Source organism: Rhodoferax ferrireducens, assembly GCF_003347515.1.
Taxonomy (GTDB): Bacteria; Pseudomonadota; Gammaproteobacteria; order Burkholderiales; family Burkholderiaceae_C; genus Rhodoferax.
The window spans coordinates 61509-83508 of record NZ_QEII01000324.1 but is presented as its reverse complement, the minus strand read 5'-3'; the positions used below and the strand labels follow the sequence as shown (position 1 = coordinate 83508).

Sequence of the window (22000 nt, the reverse complement as noted above, 5' to 3'; positions counted from 1 at the left end):
GAATCCACAAATCTACTTCAAACCTATGCAGTTGGCGTAGTAAGTGACGGTGGCGGGCCAGTCGGAAAATATGCCCATGATGCCGACCTCGCGCGTCAAGACATCCAGCACCTGCATCATGTCGCCCTCATGTTGGAGCGCCGGATTAACGGTCTGGTAATACCAGCCGCCCTTGCCACCGGCCAACATGCCAGCGCGCTCCAGACTCCAGGTGATGATGCCCAGGCCCGCCTGTTTGGCGTTGTTGGCATAGGCGGAGGCCACGATTTTTCCGTCCTTGAGGTCCAGCAGCGCAAACAGCGGCGGGGCGACGATCTGGATGCCGTCCTTCTTGTAGCTCTTGAGTTCTTCCAGGCCGGGCAGATCGCCAATCTTGTCGGCATCGTCCAGGTACACGGCTTGCTTGCCGAAGGCTGGTTCGTTTTTCAGCCAATACAGAACGTCATTTTTGTTGAACGACTGGGCAAACACCTGGGTCGCGGGCACGCCGGCCACCTTGTAGGCATCAATCATTTTTTGTGCATAGTTTTCCTGACTGAAGCCCTCAAAAGGCATGCTCACGCTGGCCGACTTGAGCTCCGGGGTCATCTTGACACCGAGCTTTTGGAACAAGGCAATGCTCTCCTGGTGCGTCATCAAGGTGCCACTGGTGAGTCCGCTGTACAGGTCAGTACGCCAGCTGGCCGTGCCAGCCATGAACTCTTCCACCGTTTTGGCCTTGGGGTTGGATGCGTCCATCTTGCCGCGCAGGGTTTTGAACTCGGCCAGCGTGATGTCGCTGGTGCGGCATTCGGCGGCAGCAGGAGTGTTCTTCGCCGCGTCAAACGGGGTGAACGGCTTGGTGCATCTGGCGGCCAGAGGCGTGGCCAGAATGTTGGTGGTGGTGTGCAGGTCGTTCTGCGCGTGGCGGCAGACCAGCTCTTTGTCTTTGGTGAAAGTCACGTCGCACTCCACGATGCCGGCCCCCATGCGGGCGGCCGCCTCATACGACTCTTTGGTGTGCTCGGGAAACATCATTGCCGCGCCGCGGTGGCCAATGGAGAATTCCGTTTTCCTGAAGGGCCCGTTGGCGCAGCTTTGCAGCTTGGCTTTCAGCGGGCCGTCAGCCATCTCGGTCACCAAAAAGAAGGGGCGTGGCCCGAGCTGGATGTTGGTGATGGCCTGCGGGCTTTGCGCCAGCGCAGAAATGCTGCACACCAACAGCGATGCCGCGACGGCCAGTTTGGGAAAACGAATGCGCATGGATAAGTCCCTGTAGTGGGGTTAGAAAGTGCCGATGTTATGAACCCTGGGTGACAAAGCCGTGAATGCCCGCGTTTATTTGCCGGCTTTTCATGGCTAACATAGCCCTCAATTAAATGGGAGCATCCGTGGAACGAGCAGATTTCATTCATTTGGTCCGGCTGAGCGAGCATGCAAGCGCCGATGACAGCCGCGCCTACCGCCGCAGCGTGGCGGCCTTTGCTGCGCTTGGTTATCTTTGGGTCATCGCCTGTTTTGTGTTGGCAGCCGTCATTTTGTTTTGGACCGTTGGCACCATGACGCGGGGCCATTTCAAAGTGGCCTACATCGGACTGGTGGTGGCGGCGGCAGGTCTGCTCTGGACCAGCTTGCGTGCGCTATGGTGCCGATTCGATGCGCCGCCTGGCGTGGCCTTGTCGCGGGCCGATGCGCCCGCGCTGTTCGAGGCGCTGGAACGCATCCGCAAGAAGATCAAGGGGCCGCCTATTCACCATGTACAGCTCGACGCCAACTTCAACGCCAGCATCACCCAGCTCCCACGCTATGGCCTGTTCGGCGGTGCGGTCAACTACCTGACGATTGGCCTGCCCTTGTTGCTGGCCATTGACCGGCCCCGCTTTCTGGCAGTGATGGCCCATGAGTACGGTCACCTGCGCGGCAACCATGGTCAGTTCGCGGCGTGGATCTACCGGACCCGCCTGAGCTGGACCAAGCTGGAGCACGGCATGCGTCATGACGAAGGCCCGATGGCGGCGGTCACGCAGGCCTTTTTGCGTTGGTATTTTCCGCGGTTTCTGGCCAAGACCTTTGCCTTGGCGCGACAAGACGAGTTTGAGGCCGATCGCATCGCGGGCAAGCTTCTGGGTCGAGACGTGGCCGGGGCGGCGCTCACCGAGATCGCCATCAAAGGCGCATGGATCGCCCGCGAGTTTTGGCCCCTTCACTGGCGTGCGGCTTCGTCCAGCGCGCAACCCGTGGGACCGTACACCGCCATGCGCAAGCTGCTGGCCCTGCCGCTGCCCGGCGATTTCGCCCGCGAGACCTTGCGACAAACCCTGGCGCAATTCAGTGGTGTGGATGACACCCATCCGGTTCTGCGTGACCGACTGGAAGCGCTGGACGTTCACAAAAGTCTGCCGGCCTGGTCCACCCAACCCGCGTTGGATCTGCTGGGCGCCAACGGTGCCAAATGGTTTGCGCACTTCGACAAACAATGGTGCCGGGACAATGCCTCGGACTGGAAGCAGCACCATGCCTACCTAAGCCGGGTACGCGCCCGAGTGGACATGCTGGCGGCCAGCGCTCAGCGCAACAATGCCGATGAAATGGCCGAACTGGGCGACCTGAAGAAACGGCTGGATTCAAGCGCCGAGGTGCGCGCCTGCTATGAGCGCGCCCTTCAGATCACGCCGGGCCATGCCGCTGGCTTGCGCGGCTTGGTGCAGTGCCTGGTGGCTACCGAGCACCTTCTGCGCCTGGATTGCCTGGGCCAGTTGTTCGAGCACAGCGTGGCTAACCGATGGTGGGCTTGCCGCATGGCCGTGGGTAACCTGGAAAAACCCTCCGCCGACGGCAGCCTGGATGACAAGGCGCTCAAGCTGTGGCGCTCTCGGCTCAGACAGGCTGAAGAAGCGGAAAGCCGTGCCTGGGAAGAGTTGTCGGATACGCCATGCTTCCAATCCATTACGCGTCACGACCTGAATGATTTTGAGGCGGGGGAGTTCCAGTCCGCCATGGCGCGCTGCAAACCGGTGGTGCGCGCCTGGCTGGTGCGCAAAAACCTGCGCGAGTTTGCCTACCGGCGCTGCTATGTGTTGTTTGTAGAGCTGCCAGGGCTGGATGATGAGGAGCGTTTCGACCAGTGCCGCAACCTTGAGCGTGCGCTCGACCTGCCGGGACCGGTGCTGGTATTGTGGGCTGGCCATTCGCCGACACTGGCTGACATCGAGCGCCATGCGTTTGAGCCCCTCTACGACCGGAAATAGATCTGCGGCTTTACGCCGCGCCAAACCGGAAGCTCGACGCCACCACACCGCCGAATACATCTTCCTCGTGGTACACGCAGCTGGCGGGTTCTGCGGACGCCGCACCGACGGCCACCATCAAGGGAATGAGGTGGTCTTCGCGTGGGTGGGCCAGCCTGGCGGCAGGCGCGGCCGCCCAATCGAGCAAGCGTGCCTCACGTTCAGCCGGGGTACAGGCCAGCAACGTGTCTTGCAGCCAGCTGTCAAAAGCCTGCGACGGTGCTTTGGCCTGGGGACCAAACATGCGCAGGTTGTGGTAACTCAGGCCACTGCCGATGATCAACACGCCCTCCTGGCGCAAAGGTGCCAGCGCGCGCCCGAGTGCCAGGTGCTCGGCCGGGTCAAGACCGGCCTTCATGGAGACCTGGACCACGGGCACATTGGCCTGCGGGTACATCACCACCAGGGGCGCAAAGGTGCCGTGGTCGAAACCGCGCTGGCTGTCCAGCTTGGCCGGCAAGCCGGCTGCGGTGATGAGGGTCTGAATGCGGCTTGCCAGTTCGGGCGAACCGGGTGCGGGATAGACCACTTCATAGGTGTGCGCGGGGAAGCCTGAGTAGTCATACACCATGGGCGGCCGGGCGCTGGACATGACGCTGAACCCCGCTTCTTCCCAATGACCCGAGATGACCAGCAGGGCTTTGGGCGTTGTGCCCAGCTGGCGCGGCATGTCTTGCAGCGACGACTCCAACACGCGCATCCTCTGGCGCAGCTCGTCCATGTAGGGCCACGGGCCGCCGCCGTGGGAAATGAAATAGGTGGGCAGGCTTGGCGCCATGGCGGTTCTCCTTGAAAAGTGTCATGATGGAACCAAGTTTATAGAGCTTACCGGCATCCGGGTGCGGCGAGCGTGACAGCCACTGCGACGGCTTGCCTTGACCGTGCGCTGGCGAACCGACTGGCGGTTTCGAAACTGACTAAATAGGGCTCAGTTGATTTGTCGAAATGATGGAAAGGACTCTGACATGAAACGCCCAGACCACAGTGCAGAACCCGTAGATTACGTCAGCGCCAGCAGTCACCATTGCGCGCTGTGCGGGGGGAATCTGATCCGGACGCCGCGCCGACCCATCGATCATTTCTGGAGCCTGTTTGTGCCCGTTCATCGCTATCGCTGCAACCGGTTTGCGTGCCAATGGACCGGCAATCTTCGGGTCGACAGCGCTGTGGTCGACTCGAGCACGATGACGCCGCGCTGATAACGCCGGACCGCCACAGCACCTGTAACGGTCTGGTAATCCTGGGGCGAAAAGCGTAGAGTTGCGGCGATACGAGTTGCACCGCGTCAACACCTGCCGAGCTTGATACCCATGGTCACCGTTGAATTTGCCGCCAGCCTGCGCCGCCATGTCGACTGCGCACCCCAATCGGTCGCGCCGGGCACTTTGCGCGAGGTGCTGGAAAGTGCGCTGCGCGCAGCGCCCGAATTGGCACACTATGTATTTGACGACCAGCGCGCCGTGCGCAAACATGTGGCGGTGTTTGTCAACGGGCAAATGGTGCCAGAGCGCATCAAGCTGAATCAGCGACTGGGCGCGGGCGACCGGGTGTTGGTCGTCCAGGCGCTGACCGGTGGTTGACATCCGTTCCATTTTTTTGATGAGAGGAGTTCATCATGCCGACATTGCTGGTTGCCACCCGCAAGGGTTTGTTTGTCGTTCAGGGCGATGGCGCGGGTTGGGCCATCGCGTCGCATCATTTTGCCGGTGAACCGGTCACGCAGGTGCTGGCCGACCAGCGCGACGGCAGCTGGTATGCCGCGCTGCGCCTGGGCCATTTCGGCATCAAGCTGCACAAGAGCGACGACCAGGGTCTGAGCTGGAAGGAAATTGCGGCGCCTGCCTTCCCGACCAAGCCAACTGAGGGTCCCTGGGCCGATGACCCCACGCCCTGGAGCGTGGACCTGATCTGGTCGCTGGCGGCAGGGGCTGTCCGAGAGCCCGGCACGCTGTGGGCGGGTTGCCTGCCTGCCGGATTATTCAAGTCCGAAGACGGCGGCGCCAGCTGGGCCCTCAACCAGCCGCTGTGGGAAGAACCCCGGCGCAAGGCGTGGTTCGGGGGTGGCTATGACCATGCCGGCATTCATTCCATCGTGGTCGATCCGCGTGATCCGCGCCATGTGACACTGGCGGTCTCCTGTGGCGGTGTGTGGCAGACGCGAGATGGCGGCGAATCCTGGGCGCTGACGGCCAGCGGCATGAAGGCCGACTACCTGCCGCCCGAGAATGCCGATGACGGCAACACGCAGGACCCGCACTGTCTGGTGCAGTGCGCCGCCCAACCCGACGTGTTGTGGGTGCAGCACCACTGCGGCATTTACCGCTCCACCGATGGCGGCAAGCAATGGCAGGCCATTGCGGCGCCTGCCCCGTCAGGCTTTGGTTTTGCCGTCGCCGTCGATCCCCACAATCCGCTACGCGCCTGGTTTGTGCCGGCCCAGGCGGATGCCTGCCGCATTCCGGTCGATGGCCGGATGGTCGTCACGCGCACCGACGATGGAGGCGCATCTTTCCAGGTGTATTCGGACGGTTTGCCCCAGCGCCATGCCTACCATTTGGTCTATCGCCACGGGCTCGACGTCACCCGTGACGGGCAAACCCTGGCACTGGCGTCGACCACCGGCGGTTTGTGGCTCAGTAGCGATGCCGGCTTGGCATGGCAGTGCCTGTCACACGATCTGCCACCGGTGGCGAGCGTGCGCTTTGCCGACTGAAGAGGCTCTTGATTGAGGCCGGTCAAACGCGCGCCGGTCAGCGTCCTGCAAACAAATGCGCGAGTTCCCGGTTCATCAGCTCGGCGTCGCCGGTGTTCAATTCGATGAGCCGGCGCAGCCGGGTCAGGCTGGTTACATCGATGTCCTGGCATTCCATGCCAACATGCTGGTCTTCGAGGTGAACGATTTTTCCCGTCATCACAACCCCGTCCCCGCCATCGGTCAGGGGCAGCACCAAGCGGCATTTTTCGTGCAGCACAAGCGCCTGCTGGAGTTCGGTCTGCACCAGGGCCCCCTTAAACGCGATGTCGACCAGACGCACGCTGATCGTCCGGTCATGCAGGTGCAACAGCACCTCGGCATCAAACGGTATGCGGGAAAAATGACGAAGACCTTTGATCAATTTTGCTTTCATGATGAACTCCCTGAACAACGAGCGCACAGAGTCGTGCGGCGTGTTGTCAGGGCAAGGTTACGGGGCTTTGGCCCACAGTGCAAGACCCGCGACCCGGCACGACGGCCGGTCGCTCCGGTTCAATGCCCCGCCTGCTCGCCCCACAATTGCTTCAGGCGCGCATCGCGGCCGCAACTGCTGCGGTAATACTTGTAGCGAATCGGGTTCTTCTTGTAGTAGTTTTGGTGATACTCCTCGGCCGGGTAAAAGGCGTTGGCCAGCACGATTTCGGTGACGATGGGCTCCTTGAAGGGTTTGGATTTTTCCAGGGCGGCGCGCGAGGCTTGGGCAGTCTTCAGTTGCTCGGCATCCTGGGCAAAAATGGCCGTGCGGTACGGCGAGCCAATGTCACAAAACTGCCGGTCCTTGACCGTCGGATCAATGGTGTGCCAAAAGTATTCCACCAGTCGCTGGTAGCTGACTCTGGCCGGGTCAAACACCACCTCCACCGCTTCGGCGTGGCCGGTGGTGTGGCTTGAGACCTGCTCGTAGCTGGGTTTGACCGTCTGGCCACCGGTGTAGCCTGAGGTGGTGGAGATGACACCCGGGATCTTATCAAAGTCCGACTCCACGCACCAGAAACAGCCCCCCGCGAAGACCGCCTTGGCGGTGACCGCAGGGGCGGCCACCGGCGCCGCCCCGGTTGTACTGCCCTGGGCAATGACGTGCGCACTGCTGAGCATGGCCAGACTCAGCAAGGCGGCCGTGCCAGCTGCGTGCAAAAAACTGGTAACGCTATTTTGAGTATTCATACAGCACCTGCAAATTTGAGTGCAACGCCATTGTTGCAGTAACGCTTGCCCGTGGGCGCCGGGCCGTCGTTGAAGACATGGCCCTGGTGCCCACCGCAGCGTGCGCAGTGGTATTCGGTGCGCGGCAATATCAGCTTGAAATCGGTTTGGGTTTCCACAGCCCCGGGTAAAAAGCTGAAGAAACTGGGCCAGCCGGTACCACTGTCGTATTTCATGTCGGATGAAAATAGCGGCAGATCGCAGCCCGCGCAATGGTAAGCGCCCTTGCGCTTTTCATCGTTCAGCGGGCTTGAGTAGGCGCGCTCGGTACCCTCGTGTCGCAGCACATCGTATTGCGCAGCCGTCAAACGTTTTTTCCATTCGGCATCGCTCAGGCGCAGCGCTTCAATGCGCGAGCCGTCACTGGCGCCCGGGCCCGCAATGGCTTGGCGGGCCAGGCCCATGGCGCCGAATAAGGCCAGGAGTTGGCGTCGGATCATGGTGAATCTCTCCGGTAGTGGTTGATACCTGTTTAGTCGGAGTAGAGCGCAAAATCTTTCAAGCCTGGACTAAATACGGACAAGCATTTGCAAAATAATTTCATCGCATTCGCGACCAATAGCGTGTCCGTAAACTGCTCGAATTTGACGATCTTGCCGGATTCCGAATGTCTTTCAATGTAGAGGTGTTCAATGCTGACCCGATAGGTTTTTTGAAATCAGTCACTGCCAGCAATGCTTGGCCGTCTTTATTTCGGCAACTCCGCCTCGAAGCGTTCCAGCTCTTCATCCAAGGTGCCGCGGCTGCGAAATTTCCGGTGAGCCTTGCCGTACCAGTACTCGGCATCTTCCAGATCGCCCTCCTGGATGTGCAGGATGCCGTGCAGCCAGGCGCCCGGCAGCGAGTCATCGCTCTGCACGAGGTTGTGCGCCTCGGTCCAGCGCCCCGAGCGCATATGAACCAGGACGTGACGAAGATTGATCATCGAAAGCTCCTTTGGATGGTGTGAGCCTGAAACCATTCAGGCTCACACCCGTGTTCGACACCTTCCACAGCGATGTTCAGGCTGCAGTAATTTGGCTTAGCAAGCTGTCAAAGCTACCGTAAAGTGCATTGCCACGCAATAGCCGACTGCCTTTTACGTCAGTGATCACCATCGCCGGTACGCCTTGCGCGCCGAAGGTCTGCATCAGGCCTTGCGCCTTCTCAATGCGTGCAGCGTTGGCGGCCAATAGCTCTGCGTCGGCGGCCGCCAGGCTGTCGGCAACAGCAACCAAGCCCAGGTCGCGCAGCAACTTTTCCACCACGGCCACATTGCAGGTGTCCAGACCATGCACATAGCGGGCATCCTGTAAAATCTTGAGCGTTTCCAGCTCGCGTTGCGGTTCGGTCATAGACACGGCGGTGAGGGCCAGCGTGGCGGTAGCCGAGTCAAAGCGGTTGCCGTGGCGACCCAGCACGTTCTTGCGGTAGTCCTCGGTGAAACGCTGGCCCGTGAGCTTTTCAATGCGCACGTCATTCGACCACGCATAGTCTGCAAAGGCCGCGTCCATGATGCGCCCGCCGCCGGAAAATAGGCCCGTAGGGGCCAGCTCCAGCGTGAAGGCGCTTTGTTGCCCCAGCTTTTGGATCACGGGCGAAGCGCCATAGCACCAGCCGCACAAGGGATCGAACAGATAAGTAACGGTGGTGCCCATGGTGCTATCTCCTTACCACTTCATTTCGCCTTTGTTGACCTTGGCGCCGATGTCCAGCGACAAGGCACCATCGGTCACTTGAGGATAAGCTTGCTTCATGGCGGTGATCAGCTCGGCGCTGTTCTTGCTGGCGGGCAGATTCTTCTCGAAAGTCTGCAAGTAGTCCTTGGTGAAGGCAATGGCGCTGGCGTCTACCTTGGTGCCGGCCTTCATGTGGCCGGGCACAACCAACTCGGGCTTCAGGGCCAACATCTCGTCCAACTGCGCCACCCAGGCGGCGCGATCGGCTGTGGTCTGGGAATCGGCGGTCCACACATGCATGTTGCCGAACACGCCAATATTGCCCACGATGGCTTTGAGGGACGGAATCCAGGCATAGGGGCGATGCGCCAGCAGGCCTTGCGTGCCGCGGATCTCCACCGTCTGGCCGTCCACCGTCAGGCTATTGCCACTGATGGCCTTGGGCAGCACGGGTACGCGCGGTGCGTTGGCGCCCATTTTCGGACCCCAGAAGGCCAGCTTGGCGCTGAGCTTGGCGTTGATTTTTTCCAGCACGGCGGGGGTGGTCACCACCTCCGCTTGGGGGAACAGCTCCTTCAGGGTTTCCACGCCAAAGTAGTAGTCGGGGTCGGCCTGGCTCACGTAGATGGTCTTCAACTGCTTGCCGCTGTCGAGCACGTTGGCGGCAATGCGCAGCGCGTCGGCGCGGGTGAAGCCGGCGTCGATCACCATGGCCTCCTTCTCGCCGTAGACCAGCGTGGAGTTGACATTGAAGCTGTTGCCTTCGGCGTTGTACACCTTGACGCTCAGTGGCTGGGCCGCTTGGGCGCTGGTGAAGGCAATGGCCAGTGAGGCGGCGATAACGGTGGTGCGGATCATGGGGAAGCTCCTGATGGGTTGTTGAATAGAGCGCTCGGCAGCGCTGGGATGAACTTTAGTTTCAATTGCCGATCAGACAAACCCCATAACCTGCGCATTACTGTTTCTTAAATAGAGCAAATAAGGTACCGTTTGACCGCTTGATCGGGCTCGACGAGTTCAGCACATACCTGCAGGGGATGACCGCTGACTCAGCGCCACTCGGACAAAGTACAACTAATCCGCCGCGCGCCGCTCCGATCGGCCCAGCGTCCATGTCAAGCCAATACCGGCGCTGCTACCGCTGGACTGGAGGAAAAGCGGACTGTCGCGGTTGGCGGCGCCGTCATAACGTTCGTAACGGACAAAGCCATACACGCGCACGTCGGGCGTGATGTCTTTGAACGTGCTTAAACCGAAACGGGTCGAAATTAGTCCGGCCTGCGCCTCGTAAGCCGGCCGTTCGGTAGTGGCGAATTGCGGCGCGACGCCGTAGAAATAGTTGTTCAACCGGCGGTCGCCCCAGACCAGACTGCCGTTCGCGGACAAGCTCCAACCCGCGCTGAAATCACGGATTTCATACACCAGCTCGGGCTCGAACGACACGCCTTGGGCGCGCACGCCATCATTGAGTTCCAGCACCGCTCGCACGGGCAGCTCCAACCGAACCCGGCTGCCCGGCGCTAGCCGCGCCAGGGTCATCTTCAAACGCGGACCAAATTCAATCAGTGTGCCCAGGTCGGGCATGCCGCGGCGCACCGCGATGTCACTGGAATTGGCAGGCAAGGATGCGGCGAACCCGATATCGAATTCATAGTTATCCGAACGCAGTACGCGCGCACTGATGCTGCTTCGCTCTGCGCGCAGTATCTCCCCCCGGTAGATAAGAAATGGCAAGATCAAGGCGCGTGACGAGCGCTCGGTGGACGCGGGGTAGGCGGGCATGGACACGACACCACCCACCGCGCCGATTTCCCATAGAGGCAGGCCACGGTCCTGCGCCTGCGCGGTCAGCGTGGCTGCCAAAAAACAAGCACCTATAAGAATGGAAGTTTTCATGGAAATTCCTGTGTTGCGCCAAAGACCCGGCAAGGCCGGCATGAGGAGCATGGCGCAGTCTAAGGGAAGTTTGCGCTCTGTTAAGCTGCACCCGCTGTTGTGTTTGCTTCCAACTGGCACGCCGTAACGCCAACTTCCACGCCTAGCCGGGCAATGAATTGGGTCAGACGGCCTACGTGGGGCTGGCGGGAAGACCAAACATAGCGGAATGTACCGTTCAAAGCGCTGCCAACGGGCAGGTCAGCAGACATTCAGAGGTGCGCAGTTCATAACCGGACATGATTCGTCCGGACGCCCCACGCCTGTCTGTTTTTTCCGTGCCACCGGGCAGCGCCTTCTTGTTTTTTTCAAAGGGCTGTGATGACTTATCTGCAAAAACTAACTGACATCGTGAATGACACGATTGCACCTGCGGCGCAAACCACCGACCGTGACAGCGTGTTTCCGCGCGCCGCCATAGCGGCGCTGGGCGAGGCGGGGCTGTTGGGGCTGGTCAGTGCCACGGCTGTCGGCGGTTTGGGGCGGGGCTTGGCCGAAGCAGCCGGGGTGGTGGAACGCATTGCCAAAGCGTGCCCCTCCACCGCCATGGTGGTGACCATGCACTATTGCGGCACCACGGTGCTGGAAAAATTCGGCAACGACACGACCCGCAAGGCGATTGCCGAAGGCCGCCACCTGACCACGCTGGCCTGGTCCGACACCGGTTCGCGCAGCCACTTCTGGGCGCCGGTCGGCACCGCGCGCCGGGACGGCGACGACACTCTTCTGGATGGCAGCAAAACCATGGTGACCTCGGCTGGCGAGGCTGATTCCTATGTGTGGTCGACCGGTCCGATGGCCGCTAGCGGTGCCAGTACCCTATGGCAGGTCGATAGCCGACTGGACGGCATCAGCGAACCCAAATTTTTCGACGGCATGGGCCTGCGCGGCAACCGCTCGTCGCCGCTGACAGCCAGGTCGCTGCGCCTGCCCGCCTCTGCCATGCTGGGCACCGATGGCGGCGGCTTCGACATCATGATCGGCACGGTCCTGCCGGTGTTCGCGACGCTGATCGCCTCCTGCTCCATCGGCATCATGGACGCGTCGCTCGAAGCGTCTTGCGCTCATGTCAGTGGCAACAAGCTGGAACACTTGGGTACGACCCTGGCCGATCTGCCCACCATCCGCGCCTACATTGCCCGTGCCCGTATCCAGGCCGATATGGCGCGCACTTTGCGTGACGACACGATTGCGGCACTGGCGGCGGGTCGTGAAGATGCCATGCTGCGTGTGATGCAAGTCAAGGCCGCGGCGGCCGAGGCAGCCCTGCAAGTGACCGAAACGGCGATGCGGGTCTGCGGCGGTGCCGCTTTCCGCAAAGATGTTGGGGTGGAGCGCTACTTCCGCGATGCACGAGCCGCGTCCATCATGGCCCCCACTTCTGATGTATTGTTCGACTTTATTGGCAAAGCCGTTTGTGGCATGCCGGTGTTTGGCTAAGGAGGACGCCATGACCCTACCCATGACAACCCCCTTGATGATGGGCGCAGTCGCATATGCGCCCAAGGTCGTGACGATCTGGGAAGGCTTCAAGGAGTACTTCCGGCGCCATGATTTTGAGTTTGACTACATTCTTTATTCCAACTATGAACGCCAGGTAGAGGCGCAATTTGACGGCAGCATCGCGCTGGCCTGGAACTCGCCGCTGGCCTGGGTCCGGGCCGATCGCATGGCCCGCGCCCGCGGCCAGATCGCCCGCGCCGTGGCGATGCGCGACACCGACTGCGACCTCACTTCGGTGCTGGTGGTGCGCAGCGCATCTGCGGCTGGCGCGAGTAGCGAGTTGGCCAGCCTGGCGGGAAAAGTGATCGGTTTTGGGGCCATCGATTCGCCCCAAGCGCACTTGATTCCGCTCGACCATCTGCGCCACAACGGCTTGCTCGCCGGACTTGATTACACGGCCCGGCGTTTCGATGTATTGGGCGGCAAACATGGTGACCATATCGGCGGCGAACGGGATGCGGCGCTGGCCTTGATGGCCGGGGAAATTGATGCCGCCTGGATGATTGACGGCAACCATCTGGCGTTCTCGCGCGAAGGCATCTTGCCGGCCACTGCGACCCGGATCGTGGCGCGCACCGGCAAATACGACCACTGCAACTTCACCGTGAGCCCCGGTGCCCCCGACGACAAGATCGCACGTTTCACCGAACTGCTGCTGGCCATGCGCTGGGAAGACCCGCTGGTGCGGCCCTTGCTGGAACTCGAAGGACTAAAGACCTGGCTGCCGGGGCGCACCAGCGGTTACGACTTGCTGATTCGGGCGACCGACGACGAAAAGTTTTACGACGCTGAAGGAAACATCCGTGCCACCGATTATCGATATTGAAAACCTGGGGCTGGATGCAGGCGCCCATCTGCTGATCAAACACGGCTTGCTGGCCGTGCCACCCGGAGGGGAGATCAGCGTGGTTGGCCGTTGCCCGGGCTGGGAAGCCCAGTTGTCGGCCTGGTGCCGCAACCAGGGCCATCAGGTGACCGTGGCTGAGCAGGACGGGCGGATGGTGGCGCGGGTCACGCGCGGCAGTGCCGCAGCCGGCCGCTGGCGCGGCGCCCTCCACACCGGCCATACCGACCCGGCACAGAGTGGCGCGGTGGCCGCACAGGCGCAGGCCTGCTGGGGCCTGGCGGCCCGCGGTGCGACGGTGGAAGCCGGTTCACCCGCCATCCATTTCCGGCTCGATCAAAAAATGGAGGTCTGGTCCGACAGCGCGGCCGATCTCTACACGCAGGCGGTGGCGGCACAGTGGAATCCCGACGCGGTGATTGACTGGGACGCCCCGTTTGAGCTGCCGGACATCGTGGAAGATGCGGTAGTGCAGGTGCTGACCTACATGATCGAAAACGAAGAGGCCGCCCTGATCGTGCCGGCACGTTTTCTGGGCCAGTTGCATCCGCATTTTCGCGAAGTGCAAGCTTTGCTGGCGATTCAGGTGGCCGATGAGGCGCGCCACATCCACGTGTTCACAAGACGTGTGCGTCTGAAAGGCCGGGAGCCGGCGCTGTCGACCGCAGGCGGACAAACTTCTTTAAAAACGCTGCTGGATGAGCCGGATTTTTCGATCGCTCAATTTTTGCTGTCGGTGCTGGGCGAAGGCACTTTTGTCAGCCTGCTGCACTTCCTCCACGCCCATGCGCCCGACCCGGTGACCCGGCAGGTGGCCCGGCTGGCAGCGCGGGACGAAGCCCGTCATGTGGCGTTCGGCATGATGCATTTGATGTCGCGGCTGGATCAGGAGCCACAGTTCCGCACCCGTTTGGCAAACGCGGTGCAATCCCGCAACGATGCCCTGGCAGGCACCTCAGGACTGAACGAAGAAGTGTTTGATGCCTTGATCCTGCTGGCAGCGGGCGAGTTCACGCCCACGGCAATTGCCGCCGGTTATGTCCGGGTGCAACAACTGATGCTGGACATGTCCGATGGACGACAGGCACGCCTGGAAAAACTCGGCTTTGGCAAAGAAACCGCACTACAGCTGTCCGCCCTGCACACGCGCAATTTCATGTAAGGGCGCTGGCTAGCCGTGCTGCGCCAAATACGCCGCCAGCACACCGGCCAGCCAGTCCATCACCGCCCGCACGCGCTTGGACAGGTTGCGCCGGTTCGCATACAGCAGCGTCAGCGGCATGGGCCGGGCGACGTATTCGGGCAGCACTTGCACCAGCCGGCCCTGGACAATGAGGTCTTGCACACCGATGGCCGGCACCTGGATAATGCCCAGTCCGGCCAGGCAGGCGGCGGTGTAGGCCTCGGCATTGTTCACGGTCACGGCGCCGGCCATGGGCAGGCTGCCATCCTTCTCCCCGTCCACATACTCAAAGCCGCCTGACTTGGCGCCCAGGGTGCTGACGTAGTGCACCAACTGGTGGCTGGCCAGGTCGGCCAGGGTCCTGGGTGTGCCGCGCGCCTGCAGGTAGGCCGGACTGGCGCAGTTGATCATGCGCAGATGCCCCAGCGGCCGGGCAATCAGGCCGGGGTCACTCACAGCGCCGCCGCGCAGCACACAGTCAAAGCCCTCACGGATCAGATCCACCCGGCGTTCGGTGCTGCTCAATTCCACTTCCAGCAGCGGGTTCGCCTGCAGCAGTTCGGGCAGGTAGGGAATGACGGCGTTGCGCGCCACGCCGGTGGACATGTCCAGGCGCACGCGCCCGCGCAGCGCCTGCGCGCCCGGCTGCTGAAACATGGTTTGCAGTTCGTCCATCTCGGCCAGCAGATCTTTGCAGCGCTCGTAAAACGCCTGGCCGTCTTGCGTGAGCTGCACCCGGCGTGTGGTGCGGTGCAGCAGCCGTGTGCCCAGCAGGGTCTCCAGTTGCTGTACGGCGGTAGAGGCGCTGGCCTTGGGCAGGCTCAGGGCCTCGGCGGCCTGGGTGAAGCTGCTCAGCTCCGCCACGCGGGTGAAGATGTGCATGCGCTCGATGGGATTCATTGTTCAATTATGGCGAACAAATAAATCAAATAACGCCTATTTATCTCAAGCATTCGGACCAATAAACTGCCTTCCATCTGCAACCTATTTGAGAAGGACCTCACCATGAACACCCATAACACGCCCATCGCATTGGTCACCGGCGGCAGCCGTGGCCTGGGCAAGAACGCCGCACTGCACATTGCCCGCCATGGCAGCGATGTCATCCTCACCTACCGCAGCAAGCAGGCCGAGGCCGCCGACGTGGTGGCCGAGATCGAGCGCTTGGGCCGGCGCGCCGTGGCACTGCCGCTCGATGTGGGCAAAAGCAGCAGCTTTGCCGCGTTTGCTGACACCGTGCGCCAGGCCCTGGCACAGCACTGGCAGCGCGAGGACTTCAACTACCTGGTCAACAATGCGGGCATCGGCATCCACGCCAGCCTGATGGAAACCACCGAAGCGCAGTTCGACGAGCTGGTCAACATCCAGTTCAAGGGCGTGTTTTTCCTGACGCAAAAACTGCTGCCACTCATGACCGATGGTGGACGCATCGTCAACATCTCCACCGGTCTGGCGCGATTTGCGCTACCCGGCTATGCGGCCTATGCGTCGATGAAAGGCGCGATCGAGGTGCTGACCAAATACATGGCCAAGGAACTGGGCCCGCGCGGCATTGCAGTCAACGTGGTGGCGCCGGGCGCGATCGAAACCGATTTTGGCGGTGGTGCGGTGCGCGACAACGCGCAGCTCAACAGCTTCATCGCGTCGCAGACGGCGCTAGGGCGCGTGGGCGTGCCGGACGACATTGGCGGCGTAATTGCCTCGCTGCTTTCCAGCGACAACCGCTGGATCAACGCCCAGCGCATCGAGGCCTCGGGCGGCATGTTTCTCTGAGCCGCTGAACAGCACATGCTCAAATTGGCAACTGCCGGGCCACCATTTCGACCACGCTTTCGATTTTGGTAGACCACTGATCGGCTTCGGCACCGGCCATGAAGTTCAGGCGGCAACTGCCGCAAGAAACCACCACTGTGTCAGCACCAGTGGCATCGATCTGCTCACGCTTGATCGCCCAAGCCTTGTGGCGCAAGCCTTCGGCGCGGTTGATGAGGAAGACGCCGGCGCCACCACCGCAGCACCAGTTCTGCTCGGCTGTGGGCGTGGTCTCAATCAAGTCCATGCCCAGCGCCTTGAGCGCGACGCGCGGCTCGTCCATCACACCACCATGACGCGCGAGCTTGCAGGCGTCGTGGTAGGTGATCTTGCGGCTGGCGTCATGCGCTTGTGCCGGTAACAGCCTGAGCCGCCCGCTGCTGATCTCGCGGCCCACGTATTCAGAGGCGGCCATCACCTCAAATGGCAGCGGCTGCCCGTCGGCGAGTCGCCCCTCCCAGCGCAGCGCCGGGTAGGCGTGGCCGCACTCGGGCAGGATCACCGTTTGGGCGCCAATCGCAAGCGCCTCGCCGATCAAGCGTTGACTGGCGGCTTTCTGCAGCGCCTCGCTGCCCGACAGCAATCCGAAGTTCGCCGCCTCGAAGCCGGCGCTGCGCAGGGTCCAGCGCACGCCCAGATGGTTGAGGATGCGCGCGGTGGCGGCGAGCGCGTCCTGGTACAGCAGCACGTCGATCACCGTCGTCACCAGCATCACATCGGCCTTTGGCTCATCCAGCGGTATCACGATGCCTTGGGCACGCAGCGCCTCCAGGGTCTTCTTGAGCTCGGTCGGACCGACTCCGAATACGGTGCCACGGCCCGCCTGCTCCTGCGCCACCGCCATCAGTTCGAGCGGCGCCAGGCCGGCTTCATACAGCGCCTCCCGCATGACGTTGACGCCGCGTGCGGTGTTGATGCCCATCGGGCAGATCATGCTGCAGCGGCCGCATTCGGTACACGAGTCATAGACCAGCTCCTGCCATTCCTTGAGGTCGTCCACCGTGATGTCGGGTGTGAACAGGCGCTTCAAAGGCGCGAAGGCCGAGGTCTCGCGGGCATGCACGCGGCGCAGCAAATCCAGCTTGCGGCTGGGGCTGTACTTGGGGTCCTGCGTGCTCTGGTAAAAGTGGCAGGCCTCCGAGCAATAGCCGCAGTTCACGCAGGCTTCAAGGTCCAACGCCAGTCCACGGTCGGTCTTGGCGCGCATGACGGTTTTGGCACGCGCCACCCGTTCGGCGTCGGTGAGCGGCTCGGGCTGCGCCATCTCGGGCAGGTGGTGGATCGCTTCCAGGAAGCCGTGAAACACGTCCATATTAATCATGAACGCACCCCGCGACGGCCGAAGAAGGTGGCCAGCTGCATACGGGCCGGCAGCACCAAAAAGGCGTGCATCAGTTTGCCGAACGGAAACCATACCAGCAGCAATTCCAGCGATAGCAGGTGCACGGCCAGCGGGCCCCGATAAATCGCATGGTCGCGCGCCAGGATGGTGGCAGATGAATCGCCGATCACTGCCATACCGGTGATGAAGGGCAGGAAGGTGACGATCCAGGTGATCCAGTCGTCTGCTTTCGAAATCCGCTTCAGCACCGGGTCAGTCAAACGAAACATCAAGGCCAGCAGCAGCGACATGAGGGTGGCGCTGGCTGCGAGGTACATCACCATGTCGGGCAACGCCGGCCACGACAGGCCGCTCAAGCGACGGATGAAGGCAATATGCGGCGCGTAGCCCAAAAACACGACAGCCAGCCCGATATGGAATACATACGGATTGACCGTGACCAGCGTGGCGCTGGGGTGAAAGCCCCCGCGCGGCACCATGCGAGTGAGGGCCGCGTTGAAGGCGGCACCCAGGCCGAAGGCTTGTCGCGCCGGCGCACCGGGCGCGTGCAGGACTGGCATGCGCCACAAGGAAAACAGGCGCCACGAAACGCCCACGACGAAGATAGCAATCGACACGATCAGCAAGGGACCGCGCACCCAGTCGAGGAGATCCATGGGACTACCTTATTTAAAGATGAGCTTTGAATACTAGGGTGCATCTTGAGGCATTCAATTGCTGTTAGTCAAGCAATGGGCAGTTGCCAGACCGTGTTCGTTGGCGCACAGACCCGCTTGCCAAGTCAGGCTATCTTGCGGCTTGGTCCCCATGAAATAAGGATGAACTCATTCGCATGGGCCTTGTCAAAACACGAGAACCATCATGACGGAGAAGCCATGCACGAGAGATTCTGGTCAAGGTCGTTGGCGTGCTTGAGATGCCTGCTGTTGGCGGTGGCTGCGGCTATGGCCTGCGCGGCATGGGCAGCACCGGAGGCAGCAGCGACACTGCGGGAGAAATACGCATCCTTAGGCGAGCAACTGCAAAAAAATCAATTCAGCCGACCGCTGGTTCTTGATTCTGTTGAAACCCCGGAGCGCTTGACGGGCGACATCTACGCCATCGTCGAATTTCCGTTTGGCGCCGTGCGTGCTGGCCTGAGCAGCCCGGATCACTGGTGTGACGTGATGATTCTGCACATCAATACCAAATATTGCCATGCGGTGGTGGGACCGTCGGCGACCACCCTGAGAGTCAATATCGGCAAGAAGACGCCCGAAGACCTGGCCCATGTGGCGCGCATCGTATTCAATTACGACATCGGCGCCTCAACTCCGGATTATTTTGACATCGTGCTCGGCGCCAAGGACGGCCCACTGGGCACGAGCGACTACCGCATTCGGCTGGAGGCGGTGGCACTGCCGAACGCCAAAACGTTTTTGCATCTCACCTATTCCTATTCGGTCAGCCTTATCAGCAAGGTGGCCATGCAAACCTACCTTGGGACGATCGGCCGTGGCAAGGTGGGATTCACCGTGGTTGGCCGACAAGCCAATGGCCAGCCCATCTATATTGAGGGCGTGCGGGGTCTGGTGGAACGCAACACCATGCGTTACTACCTCGCGATCAATTCCTTTTTGGAGGCCGACCGCCTAGCGCCAGCGGCCCAGTTGGAGAAGCGACTGCAGAGCTGGTTTACGGCGGTTGAGCGCTATCCGCGTCAATTACACGAGATGGACAGGACGGCCTATCTTGGGATGAAACGGGCGGAGAATTTGCGCCAGCAGACGCTGCAATAAGCGCCGTAAATCTGAGCCTTGCCATGACGGCTATGGAAAGATCGTCCCAATTGCGGCTCGCGATGTTTGATGTCATGTTTTTTTGTCTCTTGAGTTAGGCAGGAATCTGCCCTGAACCTTGGCCCGTATCGCCAAATCAGCTTGACCGCATTTAGTCATTTTTGAAGCCATTCGTCGGTTCGTTAACGCACAAAGGCCGGCGCCCGATTGAGGGATTCGGCCTCTGCCCCCTGACGAATGCCTTAACCGGGCAGATCGTCTGCGTACGGTTTTGTCCCGTAGTAGTCATGGATGCCCTTTTCCCATGAGGGGTCCGCCATGTTGGGCCACTGGTCTTTGTCAAATCCCGGGGCACTCTCCAGACGGTCCTTCTCCACGTTCAGCAAGAAGCGCTTGTTCACGGTGTCAAGCGTCAGCGCGCTCCACGGCACAGCGAAAAGCTTATCGCCCATACCGAGGAAGCCGCCAAAGGACAACACCGCATAGCTCACCCGGCCGGTGCGCATATCCAGCATGATTTCTTTGATGTCGCCCAGATCATCATCATTCTGGTTATAGACGTCATTGCCAATGAGCGTGTCGGCCCCCATCAGTTCTGGGCCGGGTCCTTTGTGCACATCGGATCCGGAAACATCGGCGGCGTTGACCGTGTACATACCGTAGGTGTCGCGTTCTTCGTAATTCATATCAATCTCCTATAAATAGTCGGTGTCGATAAGTGACTTAAGCGCCGTACCCATGGGCCGATGCTCACTGGCAACTTTAGGGAAATTTCGCCCCGCGATCTGTACGTCAAACCACGCAACCGGGTAAGGAAATGTTTCATCCATTCAGGTCGGGCACGGCCTGGCTATTCACAAAGATTGTTCAGTGCACGCTCCGTTCGCTGGGGCACAGACGGCGGCGATTGGACGTGCTCAAATAAATTCATCGGCGCGTGCTGATACACCCTCACTGAGGATGGGCAACGCGATGGAGATAAATATGTATATCGGTGGCGGCGCTCTCTTGATCATTATTCTTCTCATCATTTTTGTACTGTAAAAACCCCCTTCACAGGTAATCCACGTGCCCGCGCACCGCGGGCCGCAACAGGAGCCAGCTCATGGGCAACAATTTCCCCAGCTTCAAATTGTGGTTCGGCGACGCGGGCAGTTTCACGGCGTTTCAATGCGGGCTGCTGCAGTGGTGGTATCACTTACCCGTCTGGGTCCGCTCACCGCTGTGGCCGGGCATGCTGGCAACCCTGACAGCCTTCGGTCTGCTGCTGGCCTTTTATCAGGTCGTGAACGGGGCCGTGCAACAAAGCGCGTTAAGGCACAAAGCCACAGCCGTGTACAGCGAGGCGACCTGGCGCTGCAACACTTTGAGCGGCCTGCGCGCGCGGGAAGGTTGTCGGTCGCAGCTGAATGCGGGAGCTTCCGCCGAAGCCTTGTTACAAACCCAAAACTCGCCGGGCATGGCCCAGTCAAACGCCCAAGCCATACTATTGACCAGTCTTGAATTGCTATCAGATAAATAGCTTCTTGCGCATATTGCACGCGGGCTAGAGCCCGAAAACACCTGAAAATTCATAGGAACTGCTACGATGGCCGTGCTGATCCCCGCATGCCCTCGAGAACCCCGATGAAACCTTCCGATGAAAACCCGTCAGCCTACCTGGAGAACAGGACGCTTTCGTTGTTGCTGGTCGCTGTCTCCCTCGCCCTTGGCTGGATCCTGTTGCCGTTTTACGGCGCGATCCTGTGGGGCGCCATCATCGCCTTGCTATTCACGCCCTTGTACCGGCGGCTGCTGCCTCGGGTGAAAAAGCAACGCACACTGGCAGCGCTGGTGACGCTGCTGTTCGTGCTGCTCATCGTCGTTCTGCCATTGGTGCTCATCACCGCCGCGCTGGCACATGAAGCGGCACTTCTGTTTGAGCGCCTGCAGTCGGGCGAGTTGAATCCGGCGCTTTATTTCCGCGGGGTGTTCAACGCACTGCCCGACTGGATACAGTCGCTGCTCGACCGCTTCGGGCTGGTCAACTTCGCCACCCTGCAGCGTCGGCTGGCCGCTGCGCTGACGCAAGGCAGCCAGTTCATCGCGACGCAGGCGCTCAGCATCGGGCAGATCACCTTTGAGTTCGTAGCCAGCCTTTTCATCGCCTTTTACCTCGCATTCTTCCTGATTCGGGATGGCGACGATGTGGTGCGTGCCGTACGCCAGGCGATCCCGCTGGCGCCCGCGCACAAGCACGAGTTATTCAACAAATTCACCACCGTCATCCGCGCCACGGTCAAGGGCAACCTGCTGGTAGCAGCGATCCAAGGTGCACTGGGCGGCCTCGCGTTCTGGTTTCTCGGCGTCGGCGGCGCCTTGCTTTGGGCCGTGTTGATGGCCTTCTTGTCCTTGGTGCCCGCCGTCGGTGCCGGCCTGGTCTGGTTGCCGGTTGCGGTTTATTTCCTCATGAACGGCGCCATCTGGCAGGGTGTCGCGCTGATTGCCTACGGTATGCTCGTTATCGGACTGATCGATAACCTGCTGCGGCCGATCCTGGTGGGCAAGGACACGCGCATGCCCGACTACGTGGTGATGATCACGACCCTCGGCGGCATGGCGGTGTTTGGCATCAACGGATTCGTCTTGGGCCCCGCGATTGCGGCCATGTTCATCGCGGTCTGGCACATCTATGTGAAAACGACGAGTAGCGAAACACCGTCAGCCCAGCCATAACGCTTG

At 61.1% G+C, this 22000-nt stretch carries 24 protein-coding genes; 11 read left to right on the top strand and 13 right to left on the bottom strand.

Features of this window, described 5'->3' with window-relative positions; all coding sequences use genetic code 11:
• Nucleotides 1-12: 12 nt before the first annotated feature.
• The gene (locus C5P05_RS30990) at nt 13-1242 is read right to left on the bottom strand and encodes a glycerophosphodiester phosphodiesterase family protein (protein ID WP_114973723.1); all 1230 of its coding nucleotides are present in this window, start codon (nt 1240-1242) and stop codon (nt 13-15) included.
• A gap of 128 nt (nt 1243-1370) precedes the next feature.
• Between C5P05_RS30990 and C5P05_RS30985 the strand changes: the two genes are divergently transcribed.
• Nucleotides 1371-3227 (top strand): M48 family metallopeptidase, encoded by a 1857-nt coding sequence (locus C5P05_RS30985; protein WP_114974171.1) that lies wholly within the window; start codon nt 1371-1373, stop codon nt 3225-3227.
• A gap of 10 nt (nt 3228-3237) precedes the next feature.
• Here C5P05_RS30985 and C5P05_RS30980 read toward each other — a convergent pair whose 3' ends face one another.
• Nucleotides 3238-4044 (bottom strand): DODA-type extradiol aromatic ring-opening family dioxygenase, encoded by an 807-nt coding sequence (locus C5P05_RS30980; RefSeq protein WP_114973722.1) that lies wholly within the window; start codon nt 4042-4044, stop codon nt 3238-3240.
• A 187-nt stretch (nt 4045-4231) separates the two neighbouring features.
• Here C5P05_RS30980 and C5P05_RS33945 point away from each other — a divergent pair, with 187 nt between their 5' ends.
• The 3 genes from C5P05_RS33945 to C5P05_RS30970 all read left to right on the top strand — a co-directional run bounded on the left by C5P05_RS33945 (nt 4232) and on the right by C5P05_RS30970 (nt 5979).
• Complete coding sequence (locus C5P05_RS33945) at nt 4232-4465, top strand: hypothetical protein (protein ID WP_157979496.1); 234 nt, start codon at nt 4232-4234, stop codon at nt 4463-4465.
• Nucleotides 4466-4576: 111 nt separating this feature from the next.
• On the top strand, nt 4577-4846 hold the full coding sequence (locus C5P05_RS30975) for a MoaD/ThiS family protein (RefSeq protein WP_198674923.1): 270 nt from the start codon (nt 4577-4579) through the stop codon (nt 4844-4846).
• A gap of 32 nt (nt 4847-4878) precedes the next feature.
• A complete protein-coding gene (locus C5P05_RS30970) occupies nt 4879-5979 on the top strand; it encodes a WD40/YVTN/BNR-like repeat-containing protein (RefSeq protein ID WP_114973721.1) in 1101 nt (366 codons plus the stop codon).
• A 37-nt stretch (nt 5980-6016) separates the two neighbouring features.
• Here the strand turns inward: C5P05_RS30970 and C5P05_RS30965 are convergent, their stop codons facing one another.
• The 7 genes from C5P05_RS30965 to C5P05_RS30935 all read right to left on the bottom strand — a co-directional run bounded on the left by C5P05_RS30965 (nt 6017) and on the right by C5P05_RS30935 (nt 10778).
• Entirely contained in the window at nt 6017-6394 is a 378-nt protein-coding gene (locus tag C5P05_RS30965) for a PilZ domain-containing protein (RefSeq protein WP_114973720.1), read from the bottom strand.
• 119 nt (nt 6395-6513) lie between these two features.
• Nucleotides 6514-7185, bottom strand: a complete 672-nt coding sequence (gene msrA / locus C5P05_RS30960) for a peptide-methionine (S)-S-oxide reductase MsrA (protein WP_232834740.1) — start codon at nt 7183-7185, stop codon at nt 6514-6516.
• A complete protein-coding gene (gene msrB / locus C5P05_RS30955) occupies nt 7182-7664 on the bottom strand; it encodes a peptide-methionine (R)-S-oxide reductase MsrB (RefSeq protein WP_198674922.1) in 483 nt (160 codons plus the stop codon). The genes msrA and msrB overlap by 4 nt, the downstream gene beginning before the upstream one ends.
• Before the next feature lie 248 nt (nt 7665-7912).
• The gene (locus C5P05_RS30950) at nt 7913-8149 is read right to left on the bottom strand and encodes a hypothetical protein (protein WP_114973719.1); all 237 of its coding nucleotides are present in this window, start codon (nt 8147-8149) and stop codon (nt 7913-7915) included.
• A gap of 76 nt (nt 8150-8225) precedes the next feature.
• Nucleotides 8226-8861, bottom strand: coding sequence for a DsbA family protein (locus C5P05_RS30945; RefSeq protein ID WP_114973718.1), 636 nt, complete (start codon nt 8859-8861; stop codon nt 8226-8228).
• 12 nt (nt 8862-8873) lie between these two features.
• On the bottom strand, nt 8874-9740 hold the full coding sequence (locus C5P05_RS30940; RefSeq protein WP_114973717.1) for an MBL fold metallo-hydrolase: 867 nt from the start codon (nt 9738-9740) through the stop codon (nt 8874-8876).
• Between the two features lie 216 nt (nt 9741-9956).
• Nucleotides 9957-10778 carry a MipA/OmpV family protein gene (locus tag C5P05_RS30935; protein ID WP_232834739.1) on the bottom strand — a complete coding sequence of 274 codons (822 nt, stop codon included), beginning with the start codon at nt 10776-10778 and terminating at the stop codon, nt 9957-9959.
• A gap of 360 nt (nt 10779-11138) precedes the next feature.
• Here C5P05_RS30935 and C5P05_RS30930 point away from each other — a divergent pair, with 360 nt between their 5' ends.
• The 3 genes from C5P05_RS30930 to C5P05_RS30920 are packed head-to-tail and all read left to right on the top strand — an operon-like array spanning nt 11139 to nt 14326.
• On the top strand, nt 11139-12257 hold the full coding sequence (locus C5P05_RS30930; protein ID WP_114973716.1) for an acyl-CoA dehydrogenase family protein: 1119 nt from the start codon (nt 11139-11141) through the stop codon (nt 12255-12257).
• Nucleotides 12258-12267: 10 nt separating this feature from the next.
• Complete coding sequence (locus C5P05_RS30925; RefSeq protein ID WP_232834738.1) at nt 12268-13146, top strand: phosphate/phosphite/phosphonate ABC transporter substrate-binding protein; 879 nt, start codon at nt 12268-12270, stop codon at nt 13144-13146.
• Complete coding sequence (locus tag C5P05_RS30920) at nt 13124-14326, top strand: ferritin-like domain-containing protein (protein ID WP_114973715.1); 1203 nt, start codon at nt 13124-13126, stop codon at nt 14324-14326. Before C5P05_RS30925 ends, C5P05_RS30920 begins: the two co-directional genes overlap by 23 nt.
• A 9-nt stretch (nt 14327-14335) precedes the next feature.
• Here C5P05_RS30920 and C5P05_RS30915 read toward each other — a convergent pair whose 3' ends face one another.
• Nucleotides 14336-15247: a LysR family transcriptional regulator gene (locus C5P05_RS30915; RefSeq protein ID WP_114973714.1), complete on the bottom strand. Its 912-nt coding sequence runs from the start codon at nt 15245-15247 to the stop codon at nt 14336-14338.
• Nucleotides 15248-15352: 105 nt separating this feature from the next.
• Between C5P05_RS30915 and C5P05_RS30910 the strand changes: the two genes are divergently transcribed.
• On the top strand, nt 15353-16120 hold the full coding sequence (locus C5P05_RS30910) for an SDR family NAD(P)-dependent oxidoreductase (protein WP_114973713.1): 768 nt from the start codon (nt 15353-15355) through the stop codon (nt 16118-16120).
• Between the two features lie 19 nt (nt 16121-16139).
• Here C5P05_RS30910 and C5P05_RS30905 read toward each other — a convergent pair whose 3' ends face one another.
• Together C5P05_RS30905 and C5P05_RS30900 are read right to left on the bottom strand one after the other, a co-directional pair.
• A complete protein-coding gene (locus tag C5P05_RS30905) occupies nt 16140-17480 on the bottom strand; it encodes a (Fe-S)-binding protein (protein WP_114973712.1) in 1341 nt (446 codons plus the stop codon).
• A complete protein-coding gene (locus C5P05_RS30900) occupies nt 17477-18157 on the bottom strand; it encodes a hypothetical protein (RefSeq protein ID WP_114973711.1) in 681 nt (226 codons plus the stop codon). Before C5P05_RS30900 ends, C5P05_RS30905 begins: the two co-directional genes overlap by 4 nt.
• Before the next feature lie 45 nt (nt 18158-18202).
• Between C5P05_RS30900 and C5P05_RS30895 the strand changes: the two genes are divergently transcribed.
• Nucleotides 18203-19279: a hypothetical protein gene (locus tag C5P05_RS30895; RefSeq protein ID WP_232834737.1), complete on the top strand. Its 1077-nt coding sequence runs from the start codon at nt 18203-18205 to the stop codon at nt 19277-19279.
• Between the two features lie 242 nt (nt 19280-19521).
• Here C5P05_RS30895 and C5P05_RS30890 read toward each other — a convergent pair whose 3' ends face one another.
• Entirely contained in the window at nt 19522-19965 is a 444-nt protein-coding gene (locus tag C5P05_RS30890; RefSeq protein WP_114973709.1) for a PRC-barrel domain-containing protein, read from the bottom strand.
• A gap of 419 nt (nt 19966-20384) precedes the next feature.
• Here C5P05_RS30890 and C5P05_RS30885 point away from each other — a divergent pair, with 419 nt between their 5' ends.
• Both C5P05_RS30885 and C5P05_RS30880 read left to right on the top strand, forming a co-directional pair.
• The gene (locus tag C5P05_RS30885; RefSeq protein WP_114973708.1) at nt 20385-20801 is read left to right on the top strand and encodes a hypothetical protein; all 417 of its coding nucleotides are present in this window, start codon (nt 20385-20387) and stop codon (nt 20799-20801) included.
• Between the two features lie 104 nt (nt 20802-20905).
• A complete protein-coding gene (locus tag C5P05_RS30880; RefSeq protein WP_114973707.1) occupies nt 20906-21994 on the top strand; it encodes an AI-2E family transporter in 1089 nt (362 codons plus the stop codon).
• The last annotated feature ends 6 nt before the right edge of the window (nt 21995-22000 follow it).